General features: G+C 61.6%; 15 protein-coding genes. 7 read left to right on the forward strand and 8 right to left on the reverse strand.

What is annotated here, in order from left to right:
• The 5 genes from HX812_RS00115 to HX812_RS00135 form a co-directional block, all read right to left on the reverse strand.
• The gene (locus HX812_RS00115; RefSeq protein ID WP_038842977.1) at positions 1 to 1,233 is read right to left on the reverse strand and encodes an ABC transporter permease; all 1,233 of its coding nucleotides are present in this window, start codon (positions 1,231 to 1,233) and stop codon (positions 1 to 3) included.
• A 164-nt stretch (positions 1,234 to 1,397) separates the two neighbouring features.
• Positions 1,398 to 2,438: an ABC transporter substrate-binding protein gene (locus HX812_RS00120; RefSeq protein WP_033898127.1), complete on the reverse strand. Its 1,041-nt coding sequence runs from the start codon at positions 2,436 to 2,438 to the stop codon at positions 1,398 to 1,400.
• A 44-nt stretch (positions 2,439 to 2,482) separates the two neighbouring features.
• Positions 2,483 to 3,595: an ABC transporter ATP-binding protein gene (locus HX812_RS00125; RefSeq protein WP_038842981.1), complete on the reverse strand. Its 1,113-nt coding sequence runs from the start codon at positions 3,593 to 3,595 to the stop codon at positions 2,483 to 2,485.
• Positions 3,596 to 3,820: 225 nt separating this feature from the next.
• Entirely contained in the window at positions 3,821 to 4,450 is a 630-nt protein-coding gene (locus HX812_RS00130) for a response regulator transcription factor (RefSeq protein ID WP_038842984.1), read from the reverse strand.
• Between the two features lie 18 nt (positions 4,451 to 4,468).
• Positions 4,469 to 6,463: a histidine kinase gene (locus tag HX812_RS00135; RefSeq protein ID WP_038842987.1), complete on the reverse strand. Its 1,995-nt coding sequence runs from the start codon at positions 6,461 to 6,463 to the stop codon at positions 4,469 to 4,471.
• Positions 6,464 to 6,540: 77 nt separating this feature from the next.
• On the opposite strand from HX812_RS00135, the gene HX812_RS00140 reads away from it, so the two are divergent.
• Positions 6,541 to 7,515, forward strand: coding sequence for an alpha/beta hydrolase family protein (locus HX812_RS00140; RefSeq protein WP_038842989.1), 975 nt, complete (start codon positions 6,541 to 6,543; stop codon positions 7,513 to 7,515).
• A 3-nt stretch (positions 7,516 to 7,518) separates the two neighbouring features.
• On the opposite strand, the gene HX812_RS00145 is transcribed toward HX812_RS00140, so the two are convergent.
• Genes HX812_RS00145 through HX812_RS00155 form a run of 3 tightly spaced genes read right to left on the reverse strand, consistent with a single transcriptional unit; the run spans position 7,519 to position 9,984 of the window.
• A complete protein-coding gene (locus HX812_RS00145) occupies positions 7,519 to 8,286 on the reverse strand; it encodes a TerB family tellurite resistance protein (protein ID WP_038842992.1) in 768 nt (255 codons plus the stop codon).
• A 1-nt stretch (position 8,287) separates the two neighbouring features.
• A complete protein-coding gene (gene murU, locus HX812_RS00150; protein ID WP_038842995.1) occupies positions 8,288 to 8,962 on the reverse strand; it encodes an N-acetylmuramate alpha-1-phosphate uridylyltransferase MurU in 675 nt (224 codons plus the stop codon).
• Positions 8,959 to 9,984, reverse strand: coding sequence for an aminoglycoside phosphotransferase family protein (locus HX812_RS00155; protein WP_038842997.1), 1,026 nt, complete (start codon positions 9,982 to 9,984; stop codon positions 8,959 to 8,961). The genes murU and HX812_RS00155 overlap by 4 nt, the downstream gene beginning before the upstream one ends.
• A gap of 130 nt (positions 9,985 to 10,114) precedes the next feature.
• Between HX812_RS00155 and HX812_RS00160 the strand changes: the two genes are divergently transcribed.
• The 6 genes from HX812_RS00160 (at position 10,115) to HX812_RS00185 (ending at position 17,364) form a co-directional block, all read left to right on the forward strand.
• Positions 10,115 to 12,928, forward strand: a complete 2,814-nt coding sequence (locus HX812_RS00160) for an LPS-assembly protein LptD (RefSeq protein WP_038842999.1) — start codon at positions 10,115 to 10,117, stop codon at positions 12,926 to 12,928.
• The gene (locus tag HX812_RS00165) at positions 12,903 to 14,240 is read left to right on the forward strand and encodes a peptidylprolyl isomerase (RefSeq protein ID WP_038843001.1); all 1,338 of its coding nucleotides are present in this window, start codon (positions 12,903 to 12,905) and stop codon (positions 14,238 to 14,240) included. Before HX812_RS00160 ends, HX812_RS00165 begins: the two co-directional genes overlap by 26 nt.
• Positions 14,237 to 15,226 carry a 4-hydroxythreonine-4-phosphate dehydrogenase PdxA gene (gene pdxA / locus HX812_RS00170; RefSeq protein ID WP_038843003.1) on the forward strand — a complete coding sequence of 330 codons (990 nt, stop codon included), beginning with the start codon at positions 14,237 to 14,239 and terminating at the stop codon, positions 15,224 to 15,226. The genes HX812_RS00165 and pdxA overlap by 4 nt, the downstream gene beginning before the upstream one ends.
• Positions 15,223 to 16,035, forward strand: a complete 813-nt coding sequence (gene rsmA / locus HX812_RS00175; protein ID WP_038843006.1) for a 16S rRNA (adenine(1518)-N(6)/adenine(1519)-N(6))-dimethyltransferase RsmA — start codon at positions 15,223 to 15,225, stop codon at positions 16,033 to 16,035. Before pdxA ends, rsmA begins: the two co-directional genes overlap by 4 nt.
• A 97-nt stretch (positions 16,036 to 16,132) precedes the next feature.
• The gene (gene apaG / locus HX812_RS00180; RefSeq protein WP_038843007.1) at positions 16,133 to 16,513 is read left to right on the forward strand and encodes a Co2+/Mg2+ efflux protein ApaG; all 381 of its coding nucleotides are present in this window, start codon (positions 16,133 to 16,135) and stop codon (positions 16,511 to 16,513) included.
• Positions 16,513 to 17,364 carry a symmetrical bis(5'-nucleosyl)-tetraphosphatase gene (locus HX812_RS00185; RefSeq protein ID WP_038843011.1) on the forward strand — a complete coding sequence of 284 codons (852 nt, stop codon included), beginning with the start codon at positions 16,513 to 16,515 and terminating at the stop codon, positions 17,362 to 17,364. The genes apaG and HX812_RS00185 overlap by 1 nt, the downstream gene beginning before the upstream one ends.
• Position 17,365 lies beyond the last annotated feature (1 nt).

The following is a 17,365-nucleotide window of genomic DNA, read 5'->3' on the forward strand; positions in this document are numbered from 1 at the left end:
TCAGCTCAGGCGCAGGCGGCTGGCGCCTACCAACCGGTTATAGATCAGGTACAGCACCACCGTGGCCAGCAGCAACAAGCCGCCCAGTGCCGTGGCCATGCCCCAGTTGATGCTGGTGTTGGTGTAGAACGCCACGAAGTAGCTGACCATCTGGTCGTTCGGGCTGCCCAGCAGCGCCGGGGTGATGTAGTAACCAATCGCCAGGATGAACACCAACAGGCAACCGGCTCCGACACCGGCGTAGGTCTGCGGGAAGTACACGCGCCAGAAACTGGTAAACGGGTGACAGCCCAGTGAAATCGCCGCGCGCATGTAGGTGGGTGAAATCCCCTTCATCACGCTGTAGATCGGCAGGATCATGAACGGCAGCAAGATGTGCACCATGGAGATGTAGACGCCGGTCCGGTTGAACACCAACTCCAGCGGCTTATCGATCAGGCCCATGCCCAGCAGTGCGCTGTTAATCAGGCCGCCGGATTGCAGCAGCACGATCCACGCGGCGACTCGCACCAGGATCGAGGTCCAGAACGGCAGCAACACCAGGATCATCAGCAGGTTGCTTTTGCGGGCTGGCAGGTTGGCCAGCAGGTACGCCAGCGGATAGGCCAACAGCAGACAGATCGCCGTGATCACCAGGCCCATCCAGAAGGTCCGGGCGAAGATGTCCAGGTAAATCGCCTGGTCCGGCGTGGCCGGCGCCACTTCACCGAGGTCATCGATGCGGTGATCGACGGCCGCCAGCAGATAGAACGGGGTAAGACTGCTGGTATTGCGCCGGATCGCCTGCCAGTACGCCGGGTCACCCCAGCGTTCATCAAGGTTTTCCAGCGCTTCTTTATAGGAGGCAGGCGTTTCGCTGAAGGGCAGCGCCCGCGCGGTTTTGGTCAGCAGGCTGCGGTAGCCGGCCAGTTCCATGTTCAAGCGTTTGGACAGATCGCCCAAGGTCTGATTTTGACGGGCCTCGCCCAAGTCCTCACTGAGGGCCTGGTACACCGGCTCGCCCGGCAACCCGCGGCCATCCCAGGCCGTCACCGCCACCACCGTACGCGGCAAACCGCCGACCACTTCGGGGTTGCCGACGCTTTTGAACAGCAGCGCAACAATCGGCACCAGGAACACCAGCAGCAAGAACAGCACCAGCGGCGCGATCAAGGCTTGGGCCTTCCAGCGATTGAGCCGCTCGGCACGCGCCAGGCGCTGCTTGAGGGTGGGGCCAGGAATGGCGATAGCCATGGCAAACTCCGATGATGAAAATGAATGCAATCTGCCCAACACAGCAGATCCCCTGTGGGAGCGGGCTTGCTCGCGAAAGCAGAGTGTCAGTCGATGCAGGTGTTAACTGACCCACCGCATTCGCGAGCAAGCCCGCTCCCACATGGGCTTAGCGGCGTTGCTGGTTACTTGGCGGCCCAGGAGTTGAAGCGTTGCTCCAGTTGCTCACCGTTATCCGCCCAGAAGCTCACGTCGATCTGCACCTGGTTGGCGATGTTTTCCGGGGTGGTCGGCATGTCCTTGAGGATGTCCTTGGCCAGCAACGGCACGGCCTGGGTGTTGGCCGGGCCGTAGGCGATGTTTTCCGAGTAGGTCTTCTGCTGCTGTGGCTGCACCGAGAAGGCGATGAATTTCTTCGCCGCTTCGGCGCGGTCTTTCGCCAGGCCTTTAGGAATCGCCCACGCGTCGAAGTCGTAGATACCGCCGTTCCACACCACTTTCAGGTTGCTTTCTTTTTGCACGGCGGCGATGCGGCCGTTGTAGGCCGAGCTCATCACCACGTCGCCCGAAGCCAGGTATTGCGGCGGCTGTGCGCCCGCTTCCCACCACTGGATCGATGGCTTGAGTTCGTCGAGTTTCTTGAACGCTCGGTCCTGGCCATCTTTGCCGGCCAGCACTTTGTACACGTCCTTCGGCGCGACGCCGTCGGCCATCAGTGCGAACTCCAGGGTGTACTTGGCGCCTTTGCGCAGGCCGCGCTTGCCGGGGAATTTCTTGGTGTCCCAGAAATCCGCCCAACTGGTCGGCGCGCTGGCCAACTTGTCGGCGTTATAGGCGAGCACGGTGGACCACACGAAGAAGCCCACGCCGCACGGCTGGATAGCACCCTTCACGTAGTCGGCGCTGTTGCCGAACAGTTTCGGGTCCAGTGGTTCGAACATGTCCTCATCGCAGCCACGAGACAATTCCGGCGACTCCACTTCCACCAGGTCCCAGGACACGCTCTTGGTGTCGACCATGGCTTTGACCTTGGCCATTTCACCGTTGTACTCGCCAGCGATGATCTTGCCGTTGCCCGCGCTTTCCCACGGGGCGTAGAAGGCCTTGACCTGGGCCGCCTTGTTCGCGCCGCCAAAGGACACGACCGTCAGGTCCGGGCCTGCCATGGCCTGTGTCGCGCCCATCAAGCCCAAAGCCAGGGCGGAATACTTCAGGGATCTCAACATTGTTGTTCTCTCCACGTGCAGGGTTGGTGAAGCCAAGGGGGCGATCAATTCGCCTCTAGAAGTGGGTCGAGTGCGCGAACGTACTCGACTTGCCAGCCAATCGGTACCACGTCGCCGACCGCCAGGGCTGGGTCCAGCTCGGCAATCGGTTGTTTCACAAAAAAATCGGCCTTGCCGCAGACTTCCAGGCGCACGCGCACGTGGTCGCCCAGGTAGATGAATTCGGCCACGCGCCCAGAGAAGCGGTTGACGCAGCTTTCGCTGGAGCCATTGAGGCTGACGCGCTCCGGGCGCACCGACAGGGTCACCGGACCGCCGATCTGGCCGACATTCACGGCCAGCGCCTCGACCTTCTCGCCGCGCGCCAGCTCCACCACGCAGCGCTCGCCGGTATGGCTGTGCAAGCGGCCGTTGAGGCGGTTGTTCTCGCCGATGAAGTTGGCGACGAAGGTGTTCTTCGGTTCTTCGTAAAGGGTGCGCGGCGCGGCGATCTGCTGGATCTCACCCTGGTGGAATACCGCCACCCGGTCAGACATGGTCAGCGCCTCGCCCTGGTCGTGGGTCACGTACACCACGGTCACGCCGAGGCGCTGGTGCAGGTGCTTGATCTCCATCTGCATGTGTTCGCGCAGTTGCTTGTCGAGGGCACCGAGGGGTTCGTCCATCAGCACCAGTTGCGGTTCGAACACCAGCGCACGTGCCAATGCCACGCGCTGTTGCTGGCCGCCGGAGAGTTGCGCCGGGTAGCGCTGGGCGAACGCATCAAGCTGGACCATGCTCAATACGCGTTTGACCCGCTCGCTGATATCGGTCTTGCTCAAGCCCCGCACCGACAGCGGGAACGCCAGGTTCTCGGCCACGGTCATGTGCGGAAACAGTGCGTAGTTCTGGAACACCATGCCGATGTCGCGCTTATGCGGCGGCACGTTGTTGATGGCGCGGCCGGCCAGCTGGATTTCGCCGGCGGTCGGTGTTTCAAAGCCGGCGAGCATCATCAGGCTGGTGGTCTTGCCCGAACCGGAAGGCCCGAGCAGGGTAAGGAACTCGCCCTTGCGAATCTCCAGGTTGAGGTCTTTGACGATCAGGTTCTCGCCGTCGTAGCTCTTCTGCACGCCACGAAAGCTGACCAGCACATCATTTGAATCCACCTCGCTCATACCCGCACCTTTGTGTTTTGGACTGCTGTGAGACAAGCGTAGTCCAGGCGCGAGGCCCCGAAAATCGGGGGCCAGGAGAGAATTGCATCAGTCGGATGGAAGGTTCGGGGTAGGGATTGCCCTACACGGATGGCGCGCACGGGACGGTGCAGCGACAGGGGGCGAGCTGCAAGCAGCAAGAATGGGCCCGGCGGGGTTTTCGCGGTGTCGTTATCAGGTATGTGGTTAGAGCAGCTTGTGCTCCATGGCGTACTTCACCAACTCCGCCAGGGACGTGATATTGAGCTTTTGCATCAGCCGCGCCTTATGGGTGCTGATGGTCTTGCTGCTCAGTGCCAGCTGTTGCGCAATGTCGTTGACGTTGGCGCCCTGGGCCAGACGCTCGAATACCGAGAACTCGCGCTCCGACAGCAATGAATGCAACGGGCGGGCATCGGTCAGGCCGACTTCGAAGACCATCCGGTCGGCCAGGTCCGGGTCAATGTAACGCCCACCCGCCGCCACCTTGCGAATCGCTGTGAGCAACAGCGCCGGGTCGCTGTCCTTGGTGGCGTAACCGGCGGCGCCGACCTTCAAGGCGCGGGCGGCCATTTGCGCTTCGTCGTGCATCGACAGCACCAGGATTGCTGGCGGATTGTTCAGCGCACGGATCCGCGCAATCGCTTCCAGGCCGTTGACGCCGGGCATCGAAATGTCCAGCAACACCACCTCGCAGGCCACGTGGCGCAGGGTTTCCAGCAATTGCTCGCCATTGCTGGCCTCCCCCACCACCAACAGGTCTTTGGCCAGGCCGATCAATTGCTTGATGCCTTCACGAACGATGGTGTGGTCTTCGGCTACCAGTACGCGGATCACAGGGACTTCCTCATGGTGTTATGCATCCAACGGCACCGTGACACTCAGGGTGGTGCCCTCCCCCAACGCGCTGTCCAGGCTCAACTGCCCGCCCATGATCAGCACGCGCTCGCGCATACCCACCAGGCCAAACGACACTGGGCGACCCTGGGCCTGGGCGAAACCGACGCCATCGTCGCTGATGGTCAGCCGCAAATTCCTGCCGTCTACGGCGAGCGTCAGCTCCACAGTATGCGCCTGTGCATGACGCATCACGTTGGTCAGCGCCTCTTGCAGGATACGGAACAAGCCGATGGCCTTGGCATCGCTCAGGGGCGCCAGGTTATCCGGTACCTGCACCAGACAGGGGATTTGTGTGCGCGCTTCGAAGCGCCGGGCCTGCCATTCGATGGCGGAAGCGATACCGGCGTCAAGAATCGGCGGGCGCAGCGCAGTGGCCACATCTCGCACCAATTGAAATAACTGGGCAATCAAACGCTTCATGCTGTTCAAGCGTTCATGCAAGCCGGGGTCGAGTTGCGCATAAGCCAATTCGCACATGGAGGTTTCGAGCTTGAGCACGGTGAGCATTTGCCCCAGTTCGTCGTGCACCTCACGGGCAATACGCGCCTTTTCTTCCTCGCGTACGGTTTCCAGGTGAGCAGACAATTCGCGCAGTTGCGCCTCGCTTTGCAGCAGCGCAGCCAACGTCCGCCTGAGTTCGCTGACATCGTTGAGGTAGACCACCAGGTATTCGGCTTCGGCAAAACGCAGGAAGCTCAGCGACACGTTAGTCGGCAGGACGCTGCCGTCGGCGCGCACACAGTCGGTGGCAAAGTTCTGTGGTCCTTCTTCGCTGGCCCGCGCGCGCTTCCACAGGTTGAGCCAACGGTCCATGTCCAGGCTCGGGTCAAGGTCGGCGAGCGGTCGCTCGATCAGCGTACCGGCGCCGTAGCCGAGCATGCTTTCGGCCGCACGATTGGCGTAACGCACATGGCTGTCCCAATTGACCCAGAGGATGCCGACGGTGCTCTGGTCGATGGAAAACTGCGTCAACCGTAAGGCCTCGGCACCCGCGGCGCGGGCGGCGCTTTCTTCCCGCGCGGCCAACAGGCCGTGTTCCAGCACCCGTTGCTGGCGGCGTTGCCAGAACACCACGGCCAGGCTGGCAAGCAGCAACAGGCCCAGCAATAGACTGAGGTTTTGCCACAGGCCAGGGGATTCCGTCAGCCGTGGGTATTTGGGTTGCAGCCAGCGGTTGTGCAGTTGATCCAGGTCACGGGCAGGAATCGCACGCAAGGCGCTTTGCATGATGCCGGCCAGTTCCGGCCATTCTCGTCGCGTGGCCACCCGCAGCAATTGCGGCAGGCCGATATCGCCCACCACTGCCAGGCCGGCAAACTCCGCCTCGCCGGACAAGCGGCTCAATTGTGCTTCATCCACCACCGCATAACGCGCCTGTTGGCTCACCAACAATTGCAGGGCCTGGCGCTCCATGGGTACGCCTTGCAGGTTGAGGCCGGGATAGGTGCCACGCAGGTAATCGGCGACGGCACTGGGCATGCGCACGGCGACGCGGGATTGCTCATCGAGTTTTTCCAACTCCACGGCGCCACCCCCCTCGCGGATGCCGATGATGTGTTGCGGTACGCGCATGTAGGGGTCGCTGAACAACCACAGCCGCAAACCGGCCGGGGTTTGTTGCAAGCCGGGAGCGATATCCACTTCGCCGTCGCGCACGGCGGCTTCCAGCTGCTCCTGGTTGGGAAAATTACGCCAGGTCAGCTCGATATTCAGCGCCTTGGCCAGCCATTGCATCAACTCGACATTCGCCCCGGACAGCCGTTGCAAACGCCGATCGTATTGCGCATAGGGCGCTTGCAACACCAGGCCCACCCGCAATTCCGGGTGCTGGGCCAGCCATTCGCGTTGCTGCGCATTGAGCTGCGCCTGGGGCGCGACGGGCGCAGGCGCGGCATTTGCCATCAAGGCAAGGCACAAACAGCCGATAACCAGCAGACAGCGAAAACCCATGATCCACGTCTCACATCACTGACAAATACTGACCAACCCATTAGGCTGCTGGAATCACTTCTGGCCGGGAATTTACGATGCCCTTTCTTCACCGTTCAGCACTGCCAGCATTGTGCCTGTCGCTGCTTTTTACCAGTGCCTTTTCTGCACAGGCGGCCGACGCGCCCGCACCTGCCGCGGAAAAACCGGTCGAGCGCCAACCCTTGCCCGAGCGCAGCCAGGCAGAAGCCAGTGCCCTGGAACGCACGATCCCGCAACAAGAACAGCAGCAATTGCAGGCCGGCAGCGATTCATTCCTCGCCCTGTGGAAACCCGCCAACAGCGCCGAGCCCGATGGCGTGGTAATTATCGTCCCCGGCGCCGGCGAAAATGCTGACTGGCCGCAAGCAATCAGCCCGCTGCGACACAAATTGCCGGACGCCAATTGGGGCAGCCTCAGCCTGTCGTTGCCGGATGTAAGCGTGGATACGCTGCCACCCCGCGTGATGGAAGCGCCCAAGGCCACTGTCGACACCAGCAGTAAGGAAGCGAGCACCGCTGACAAACCCATCGAGCAGGCCGCCAGCGCCGAAGCCGAAGGCACCGACCCGGCGGTGGTGCCGGGTGCCGATGAGCAGGACAAGACCGACGCCTCGCGCATCTTCGACCGCATCGACGCCGCCGTGGCCTTCGCCCAGACCCAGAGCGCACGCAGTGTAGTGCTGCTCGGCCATGGCACCGGTGCCTGGTGGGCCGCACGCTATTTGAGCGAGAAACAACCGTCCCAAGTGCAGAAATTTGTGATGGTGGGGGCGCAGACGCCCAACGGACGGCATCCAGATGTGCAGCAACTGGCCCCCGCCCTGAAGTTGCCGACCGCCGATGTCTTCTATCAGGACAACGCCCAATCACGCAAAAACGCCCTGGCCCGCGTCCAGGCAGCCAAGCGTTTAAAGAATGACGGTTACAAGCAAGTGTCATTGAAAGCATTGCCCGGCAACAGTGCTGCCGAGCAGGAGCAGTTGTATCGCAGGGTTCGCGGCTGGCTGAGCCCACAGGCCAAAACTGACTGAAACCTACCGGAAGTCCCGGCGCTCGCGAATCAATGTATAGGCAGTGTGCAATTCGCGAGTGCGCTCGGTGGCCTCACGCACTTGCGCGGGGCTGGCGCCGGTGCCGGCGATCTTGTCCGGGTGATGGCGACTGAGCAGGCGACGATAAGCCCGCTTGATCACAGACGGCTCGGTGGTGGCCGTCACCCCCAGCAAGCGCAACGCGTCCTGATAAGAGGGGCCACGGCTGACCAGCGGCTTGCGCTCCGGCGTGTAGTCGGCCGCCAGCGCCTGCAACTGTTGCGGCGTCCAGCCCAGCCATTTGCCCCAGAGGTCGATCAGGTCACGCTCGGCGTCATCCGCCTTGCCGTCCGCCCAGACCATGCGCCAGCACGCGCGCAATACGCCCTCCGCCGCGTGGGGTTGAGCCTTGAGCACACGTAGATAACTGCGGACGCGGTCGGAACCGGACTTGCCGCGATTGAACGCCGCAATCGCACGACGCTGGGCCGACTCGGTCATGTCGAGCGAGCGCATCTCCTGACGCGCCTGCTGGATATGCCCATCCACCACCCGGCCATTGCTCTTGGCCAAGCGACCCAGCAACACGAACAACAGCTCGTCATTGCGCAACGCCGGGCGACCACCCAGGCGCTCGCGCAACTGCGCCCAACTGTGCAGCTGCAGGCGACGGTCCAACGCCTGCCCCAACAGTGCCCCCAACATGGCCCCCGGAATACTGGCAATGGCATAGCCAGCCCCGGCGCCGATCAGCGTCCCTGGCCACAGCATGTTACTGCCTCGCTGTCAGCAGTGTTTCGACCTGCGCCAGGCGCTCCAGCGTGCCAACATCGATCCAGCGTCCCGCCATGTGTTCCCCCGTTACCAGGCCTTTGGCCATGGCCGCCCGCAGCAGCGGCGCCAGTTTGAAGGCACCCGCGCTGCAACCCGCGAACAGCTTGGGGTCGAGCACTGAAATGCCACTGAAGGTCAGGTTATCGGCACCGGGCGCTGCATCATGAAGCAAACCTTGATCCAGGTAGAAATCACCGCCCGAAGGGTGGTGCGCCGGGTTATCGACCATCACCAGATGGGCCAGGCCCTTGAGCGGCTGCTTGAGTTGGATGAAGTCGTAGTCGGTCCAGATATCGCCATTGACCACCAGGAAGGGTTCATCCCCCAGCAACGGCAACGCCTGGAAAATCCCACCACCGGTTTCCAGCGGCTCGCCTTCGGGGGAGTAACGGATACGCAAGCCAAATTGCGCGCCATCCCCCAGGTAGCTTTCGATCTGCTGGCCGAGCCAGGCATGGTTGATCACGATATCGGTGAAGCCAGCCTTGGCCAGTGCTTCCAGGTGATATTCGATCAGGCGCTTGCCGCCGGCCTGTACCAGCGGCTTTGGCGTGTGCAAGGTCAACGGGCGCATCCGCTCGCCTTTGCCGGCGGCCAGGATCATCGCCTTCATACACGTGCCTCGGCGGGTTGGCGCAGGCTGGCGAGCAATTCACCCAACTCGCTCAACTCGGGACGGTCCGCCAGCACCGCTTCTATATAAGCAAAGAAGCGCGGCACGTCGGCCAGGTAGCGTGGCTTGCCATCGCGATGGCAAATGCGCGCGAAGATACCGATGACCTTGAGGTGGCGCTGCACGCCCATCAGGTCGCTGGCGCGCAGGAAATCGTCGAAATTCGCCTGCACCGGAATGCCCAGTTGCCCCGCACGCTCCCAATAGCCGAGCTGCCATTCCCGCACGCGGGCCTTGGGCCAACTGAGGAAGGCGTCCTTGAACAGGCAGGTGATGTCATAGGTGACCGGCCCGTAGACCGCATCCTGGAAATCCAGCACGCCGGGGTTGGGTTCGCTGATCATCAGGTTGCGCGGCATATAGTCGCGATGCACCAGCACTTTCGGCTGCGCCAGGGCGCTGTCGATCAGGTGATCACTGACCCGCTGCCAAAGCGCTTGCTGCTGCGTATCCAGTTCGATACCCAGGTGCCGGCGCACGTACCACTCTGGAAACAATTCCAGCTCGCGGCGCAGCAAGGCGACGTCATAGCTGGGCAGCGGCGCGTCCATCGGCAATTGCTGGAAGGCCAACAAGGCGTCGATGGCATCGGCAAACAATGCATCGGCGTTTTTGTCGTCAATCACGTCCAGATAGGTTTTTCTGCCCAGGTCATTGAGCAAAAGAAAGCCACGCGGCAAATCTTCTGCATAAATTTTTGGAACATTTATTCCTGACTTTGCCAGCAAACGTGCGATATCGACGAAAGGTTTGCAGTTTTCCTGGGGGGGCGGAGCGTCCATGACGACGAAGGTCCGGCCGCCGCCTTCCCAACGGAAGTAGCGCCTGAAACTCGCGTCGCTGCTGGCCGCGGTCAATGTGGCCGGGGGTACGGCACCCCAGCCTTGAGCGTTGAAAAGGATCGGCAACTGCTCATCCAGCCAGACTTCCAGCTGTTGTAAACGTAGATCTTGCTCGGGCATTACAAGGGTCTCCGACGGCGCTAGCCGTCAAGCGGGGCATGCTTTATTATCACGCATCTTTTTCAGACCATCGAGAGGCGTGCGGCCCAAACCGCGGGCAGATGGCACGCAGGAAGCCCGGACTAATAAGATGGCATTGAAATCCCCCGCGTTTCGTAGAAAATTTCCGTTGCTGGTAACCGGCAGTCTGCTGGCCTTGCAACCCTTCGCCACCTCATTCGTGGTCGCCGCGGAACAGTATGACTGCTCAGTCTCTGCTTCGGGTGCCTGGGATTGCGCGCCGAAAACCGCCGCAGCCCCGCTACCACCACGCCCGGTGCATGATGGCGCTGCCATCAGCTCCGCCAACAGCACGGCGCAGGCCGATGCTGGCGGCAAAGCCGAGGCCGAGCCCAAGACCGCACTGGTCACCGAATCCAAGGGCCGTGGCCTGCGCTCGCGCAGCGCCGACTACAGCCACCTGGACTGGGTCCCACGCGAGAAGCTGACCGCAGCGCAGCTGGCCGAAACCGGCCCGTACTGCGGCGGTGCGTACATCGAGCCGATTCGTCCTGGCATGAACGACAAGACGAACAAGAGCGATGCCCCCACCTTCATCGGCGCCAAGGCCTCGCGTTACGAGCAGGAACAACAAGTCGCTACCCTGGCCGGTGACGTGGTTATGCGCCAGGGCAGCATGCAGTTGGAATCTGAAGAAGCCAGCCTGTACCAGGCCGAGAACCGTGGCGAGCTGAACGGCAATGTTCGTTTGCGCGACAACGGCGCACTGATCGTCGGCGACCACGCCGAAGTGCAACTCGACACCGGCGCCGCCCAGATCGACAACGCCGAATACGTGATGCACAAATCGCGCATCCGCGGTAACGCGCTGTACGCCAAGCGTGCTGAAAACGCGATCATCCGTCTCAAGGATGGTACGTACACCACGTGCGAGCCAGACAGCAATGCCTGGCAGCTCAGGGGCAACAACATCACGTTGAACCCGGCCACCGGTTTCGGTACCGCCACCAACGCGACGTTGCGGGTCAAGAACATCCCGATCCTGTACACCCCTTACATCTATTTCCCGATCGACGACCGTCGTCAATCCGGCTTCCTGCCGCCGAGCTTCAGCACCGGCAGCGAAACCGGCTTCACCCTGGTGACGCCGTACTACTTCAACCTGGCGCCCAACTACGACGCCACGTTGTACCCGCAATACATGACCAAGCGCGGCATGATGATGGAAGGCGAGTTCCGCTACCTCACCAAGTCCAGCGAAGGTCAGTTCGGCGGCGCGTACCTGAACGACGACAACGACGAGCGCAAGCGTCAGACCGACTACGAAAAAACCCGCTACATGCTCAACTGGCAGCACAAGGGCGGGCTGGACTCACGCGTACTGACCGAAGTTGACTACACCACGATCAGCGACCCTTACTACTTCCAGGACCTCAAGTCCTACCAGGAAGGCGTAGAGAGCCGTGACTACGTGAACCAGCAAGGTGCCGTGACTTATCGCGGCGACAGCTTCCAGGCTCGCTTGAACCTGCAGGCTTACCAACTGGCGACGATTTCCCAGGTCACCCCGTATAACCGCCTGCCGCAGCTCACCTTCAATGGTCAGCTGCCGTACCATCCGGGTGGCTTGAACTTCACCTACGATGCCGAAGCCGTGCGTTTCGACCGCGACCTGGAGAACGGTGACTTCATCAATGAAGACGGTGGCACGGAACGTCGCCTGGACACCTACGTCACAGGCCTGACCCGTGCAAACGGTACCCGCCTGAACGTTGCGCCTGCCGTTGAATACCCGATGAACTGGACCTTCGGCTTTGTGACGCCGAAGCTCAAGTATGTGTACACCAAGTACGATTTGGACCTGGATAGCCAGGGCAAGAACGACATCGTCGCGGCACAAACGGCAGCAGCCAATGCCGGCACCCGCGATGCCGGTGGTACGTTCAAGAGCTCTCAGGACCGCGCCGTCCCGGTGGCCAGCATCGACAGCGGCCTGTACTTCGACCGCAATACCAACTGGTTCGGCAAAGACTATCGCCAGACCCTTGAACCGCGTGCGTTCTACCTGTACGTACCGAACAAGGACCAGGCTGATATCCCGGTCTTCGACACCAGCGAGTACTCGTTCAGCTACTCGTCGCTGTTCCGCGACAACCGCTTCAGCGGCTCTGACCGTATCGGCGACGAGAACAAGCTGTCCCTGGGCTTGACCAGCCGCTGGATCGAAGAAAACGGCTTTGAGCGTCAGCGCGTATCCGTAGGCCAGGCGCTGTACTTCAAGGATCGTGAAGTTCAACTGCCGGGCATCCTGGCTGCCGACCGTGCCGACGCACAGTCCGATGTTTCGCCGGTAGCCCTGGACTACGAGTTCCGTTTCAACCGCGACTGGCGCGCCACTGCCGACTACAACTGGGACACCGAGGAACACAGCCCTCGTTCCGGTAGCGCGATGCTTCACTACCAGCCGGAAGACAACCCGAACAAGATCATCAACGTCGGCTATCGCTATCGTAATGACCAGGTCGTCTACAACCAGTTGACCGGCAAATGGCAGTTCGGTGGCGACTACGGCACGCCTGGCGCAGATAACTATGTGAAGGATTACTACAAAATCCAACAACATGACTTCTCGATGATGTGGCCGATCATTCCCCAGTGGAACTTGATCACCCGCTGGCAGTATGACTACGCTCGCAACCGTACCCTGGAAGCCTTCGGTGGCTTCGAGTACGACAACTGCTGCTGGAAACTGCGCGTCATCAACCGTTACTGGGTTTCCAACGACGAATACAGCCAGATCGCCCCGCTTAACGAAAAGGGTGACCACGGGCTCTTCTTCCAGATCGTCCTCAAAGGACTCGGCGGCCTGACCGGCGCCAAGGTAGAGAGCTTCCTCGACAAAGGCATTGAAGGTTATCGTGAACGTGAAGACCAAGCTTTCTGATTGTCTGCGCCCGCTAGTGCTGGGCGCACTGTTCCTGGGCACCGCATCGGCGCACGCTGCGGTTCAAGAACTGGATAAGGTAGTGGCCATCGTCGATAACGACGTGATCATGCAGAGCCAACTGGACCAGCGCGTCAAGGAAGTCCAGCAAACCATCGCCAAGCGTGGCGGTGGCGTGCCACCGACCAGCGTTCTGGACCAGCAGGTTCTGGAGCGCTTGATCGTCGAGAACCTGCAACTGCAGATCGGCGATCGTTCCGGCATCCGTATTTCGGACGAAGAACTGAACCAGGCCGTGGGCACCATTGCCCAGCGCAACAACATGAGCATCGACCAGTTCCGTGCAGCCCTGGCCCACGACGGGTTGTCCTATGAGGACGCCCGTGACCAGATCCGCCGTGAAATGATCATCAGCCGTGTACGTCAGCGCCGTGTGGCCGAGCGGGTTCAGGTGTCCGAACAGGAAGTGAAGAACTTCCTGGCGTCGGATCTGGGCAAGATGCAGCTTTCCGAAGAACTGCACCTGGCCAATATCCTGATCCCGACACCGGACAGCGCAAACTCCGAGCAGCTCAACGCAGCCGCCGCAAAAACCCAGGCTATCTATGATCGCTTGAAGGCGGGTGCCGACTTTGCCCAAATGGCGATCGCCCAGTCCGGCAGCGACAACGCACTGGAAGGCGGCGACATGGGCTGGCGTAAAGCGGCTCAATTGCCTCCTCCGTTCGACCGCGAGCTGAGTGCGATGGAAGTGGGTGGCATCACCCAACCTGCGCGCACACCGGGTGGTTTCATCATCCTGAAGCTCCTGGAAAAACGTGGCGGCGAAACTTCGCTCAAAGATGAGGTGCACGTTCGCCACATCCTGGTCAAGCCAAGTGAAATCCGCACCGAAGCCCAAACCAAGGAACTGGCCCAGAAGATCTATGACCGCATCGAAAGCGGTGAAGACTTCGCCACCCTGGCCAAGAGCTTCTCGGAAGACCCCGGTTCTGCCCTCAATGGCGGCGACCTGAACTGGATCGACCCGAAAGCCCTGGTGCCGGAGTTCCAGCAGGTCATGGCCGACACCCCGCAAGGCGTGCTGTCCAAGCCGTTCAAGACCCAATATGGCTGGCACGTACTGGAAGTCCTTGGCCGTCGCGCCACCGACAACACCAACCAGGCCCGCGAGCAACAGGCACTGAACGTATTGCGTAACCGCAAATATGATGAAGAGCTGCAAACCTGGTTGCGTCAGATCCGTGACGAAGCCTACGTAGAGAATAAGCTGCCAGGCGCCCCAACGGGCACCGACCAGGCAGTTCAGTGAAACCCCAGCGTTTCGCGGTGACACCCGGCGAGCCGGCCGGCATTGGTCCTGACCTGTGCCTGCTGCTCGCCTCGCAACCCCAGCCACACCCCCTGATTGCCATCACCAGCCGCGACCTGCTCCTTGAGCGGGCCGCGCAGCTGGGTGTGGCTGTCACTTTGCTGGACACAGCGCCTGGCAACTGGCCCGACCTGCCCGCCCCCGCCGGCAGCCTGTATGTATGGGACACCCCGCTGCAAGCCAAGGTGGTTGCCGGGCAACTGAACAAAGCCAACGCAGCGTTCGTGCTGGAAACCCTGACTCGCGCCGGGCAAGGCTGCATCGATGGCGACTTCGCCGGCATGATCACTGCGCCCGTGCACAAGGGCGTGATCAACGAGTCCGGTATCGCGTTTTCGGGCCACACCGAATTCCTCGCCGAGCTGACCCACACCGAACAAGTCGTCATGATGCTGGCCACGCGCGGCCTACGGGTCGCCTTGGTGACCACGCACCTGCCGCTGCGCGAGATTGCCGATGCCATCACCGCCGAGCGGGTGGAACGCGTCACACGCATCCTGCACGCCGACCTGCAACAGAAATTCGGCATCGCCCAACCGCGCATCCTGGTCTGTGGGCTCAACCCCCATGCTGGCGAAGGCGGTCACCTGGGCCATGAAGAAATCGACATCATCGAACCTACCCTGGAGCGTCTGCGCCAAGAAGGCATGGACCTGCGCGGCCCGCTGCCTGCGGACACTCTGTTTACCCCCAAATATCTGGAGCACTGCGACGCAGTGCTGGCGATGTACCACGACCAGGGGCTGCCGGTGCTTAAATACAAAGGCTTCGGCGCCGCAGTCAACGTGACACTGGGCCTGCCGATCATCCGCACCTCCGTCGACCATGGCACCGCCCTGGACCTGGCGGGCAGCGGCAAGATCGATACCGGCAGCCTGCACGTGGCCCTGGAAACCGCCTATCAGATGGCCGAGACCCGTATATGACTGAGCATTACCAACACCGGGCGCGCAAGCGCTTCGGGCAAAACTTCCTGCACGACGCTGGCGTGATCGACCGCATCCTGCGCTCCATCCATGCCAAGCCTGAAGATCGCCTGCTGGAAATCGGCCCGGGCCAGGGCGCGTTGACCCAAGGCCTGCTGGCCAGCGGCGGCCAACTCGACGTGGTGGAGCTGGACAAGGACCTGATCCCGATCCTTAACCAGCAGTTCGCCGGCAAGCCCAACTTCAACCTGCATCAGGGTGATGCGCTGAAGTTCGACTTCAACACCCTCAACGCTGAGCCTAACAGCCTGCGTGTGGTGGGTAACCTGCCGTACAACATCTCTACACCGCTGATTTTCCACCTGCTGAATAACGCAGGGATCATTCGCGACATGCACTTCATGCTGCAAAAGGAAGTGGTGGAGCGCCTGGCCGCTGGCCCTGGTGGTGGTGATTGGGGCCGTCTGTCGATCATGGTTCAGTATCACTGCCGCGTCGAACACCTGTTCAACGTGGGCCCTGGCGCGTTCAATCCGCCGCCGAAGGTCGACTCGGCCATCGTGCGCCTGGTGCCTCACGCTGTGTTGCCACATCCGGCCAAGGACCACAAATTGCTGGAGCGCGTGGTGCGCGAAGCGTTCAACCAACGCCGCAAGACCCTGCGCAACACGCTCAAGGCCCTGCTGAGCAACGCCGAAATCGAAGCCGCCGGCGTCGATGGCAGCTTGCGTCCTGAGCAACTCGACCTGGCCGCCTTTGTGCGCCTGGCCGACCAGTTGGCTATCCAGCCTGCGCCAGCCGCAGACTGACAGTGCCGAGCAAGGCCAGACACATGTCTGGCCTAGTGCCCTCCTCTTGGCCTAGACTGACCCGCATCTGCTGTCCTCCGCTTTTAAGGCCTCTTGCATGTCCGATCCTCGCTACCAGATCGACGTCAGCGTCGTCACCCGCTTCCTGGCGGATCAATCCCAACCTGAACACAACCGCTTCGCCTTTGCCTACACCATCACGGTGAAAAACAACGGGCTGGTGCCGGCCAAGCTGCTGTCGCGCCACTGGGTGATCACCGACGGTGACGGTCAGGTCGAAGAAGTTCGAGGCGCCGGTGTGGTGGGTCAGCAACCGTTGATCGACAGCGGCGCCAGCCATACCTATAGCAGCGGCACAGTGATGACCTCCAAAGTCGGCACCATGCAGGGCTCATATCAAATGAAAGCCACCGACGGCCAGTTGTTCGACGCCGTCATCGCGCCCTTCCGCCTCGCCGTGCCGGGAGCCCTGCACTGATGGCGACGTATGCGGTCGGCGACCTGCAAGGCTGCCTGGAACCGCTCAAGTGCCTACTTGAGCGCGTGACCTTCAACCCTGCCGACGATCGCCTGTGGCTAGTGGGTGATCTGGTCAATCGCGGCCCGCAATCCCTGGAGACGCTGCGCTATTTATATGGCCTGCGTGACTCTTTGGTCTGCGTATTGGGCAACCACGACCTGCACCTGCTGGCCGCTGGCAATAACGTCGAGCGCCTGAAAAAGGGCGACACCCTGCGGGAAATTCTCGAAGCGCCGGATCGCACCGAGCTGCTCGACTGGCTGCGCCAGCAAAAAATCCTGCATTACGACGAAAACCGCAAAATGGCCCTGGTCCATGCAGGCATCCCGCCCCAGTGGACACTGAAGAAAGCCCTCAAGTGCGCCGCCGAAGTCGAGAGCGCCCTGGCCGATGACAACCTCTATACCGCCTACCTCGATGGCATGTACGGCAACGAGCCCGTGAAGTGGGACAATGACCTCAGCGGCGTCACGCGCCTGCGGGTCATCACCAACTACTTCACGCGCATGCGTTTCTGTACCGCCGAGGGCAAGCTCGACCTCAAGAGCAAGGAAGGCGCCGACACCGCGCTGCCGGGCTACAAGCCGTGGTTCGCTCACAAAGAGCGCAAGACCCGTGACACCCAAATCATTTTCGGCCACTGGGCGGCCCTTGAGGGCAAGTGCAATGAACCCGGCGTATTCGCCCTCGACACCGGCTGTGTGTGGGGCGGCGCCATGACCCTGATGAACATCGACACCGGCGAGCGTTATAGCTGCCAGTGCGAACCTCCCCTTCCCGTTACACTGCCGGCTACTGCCAAGCCATAGG

The organism is Pseudomonas sp. IPO3749, assembly GCF_013386605.1.
In the GTDB taxonomy this organism is placed as follows: Bacteria; Pseudomonadota; Gammaproteobacteria; order Pseudomonadales; family Pseudomonadaceae; genus Aquipseudomonas; species Aquipseudomonas azotoformans_A.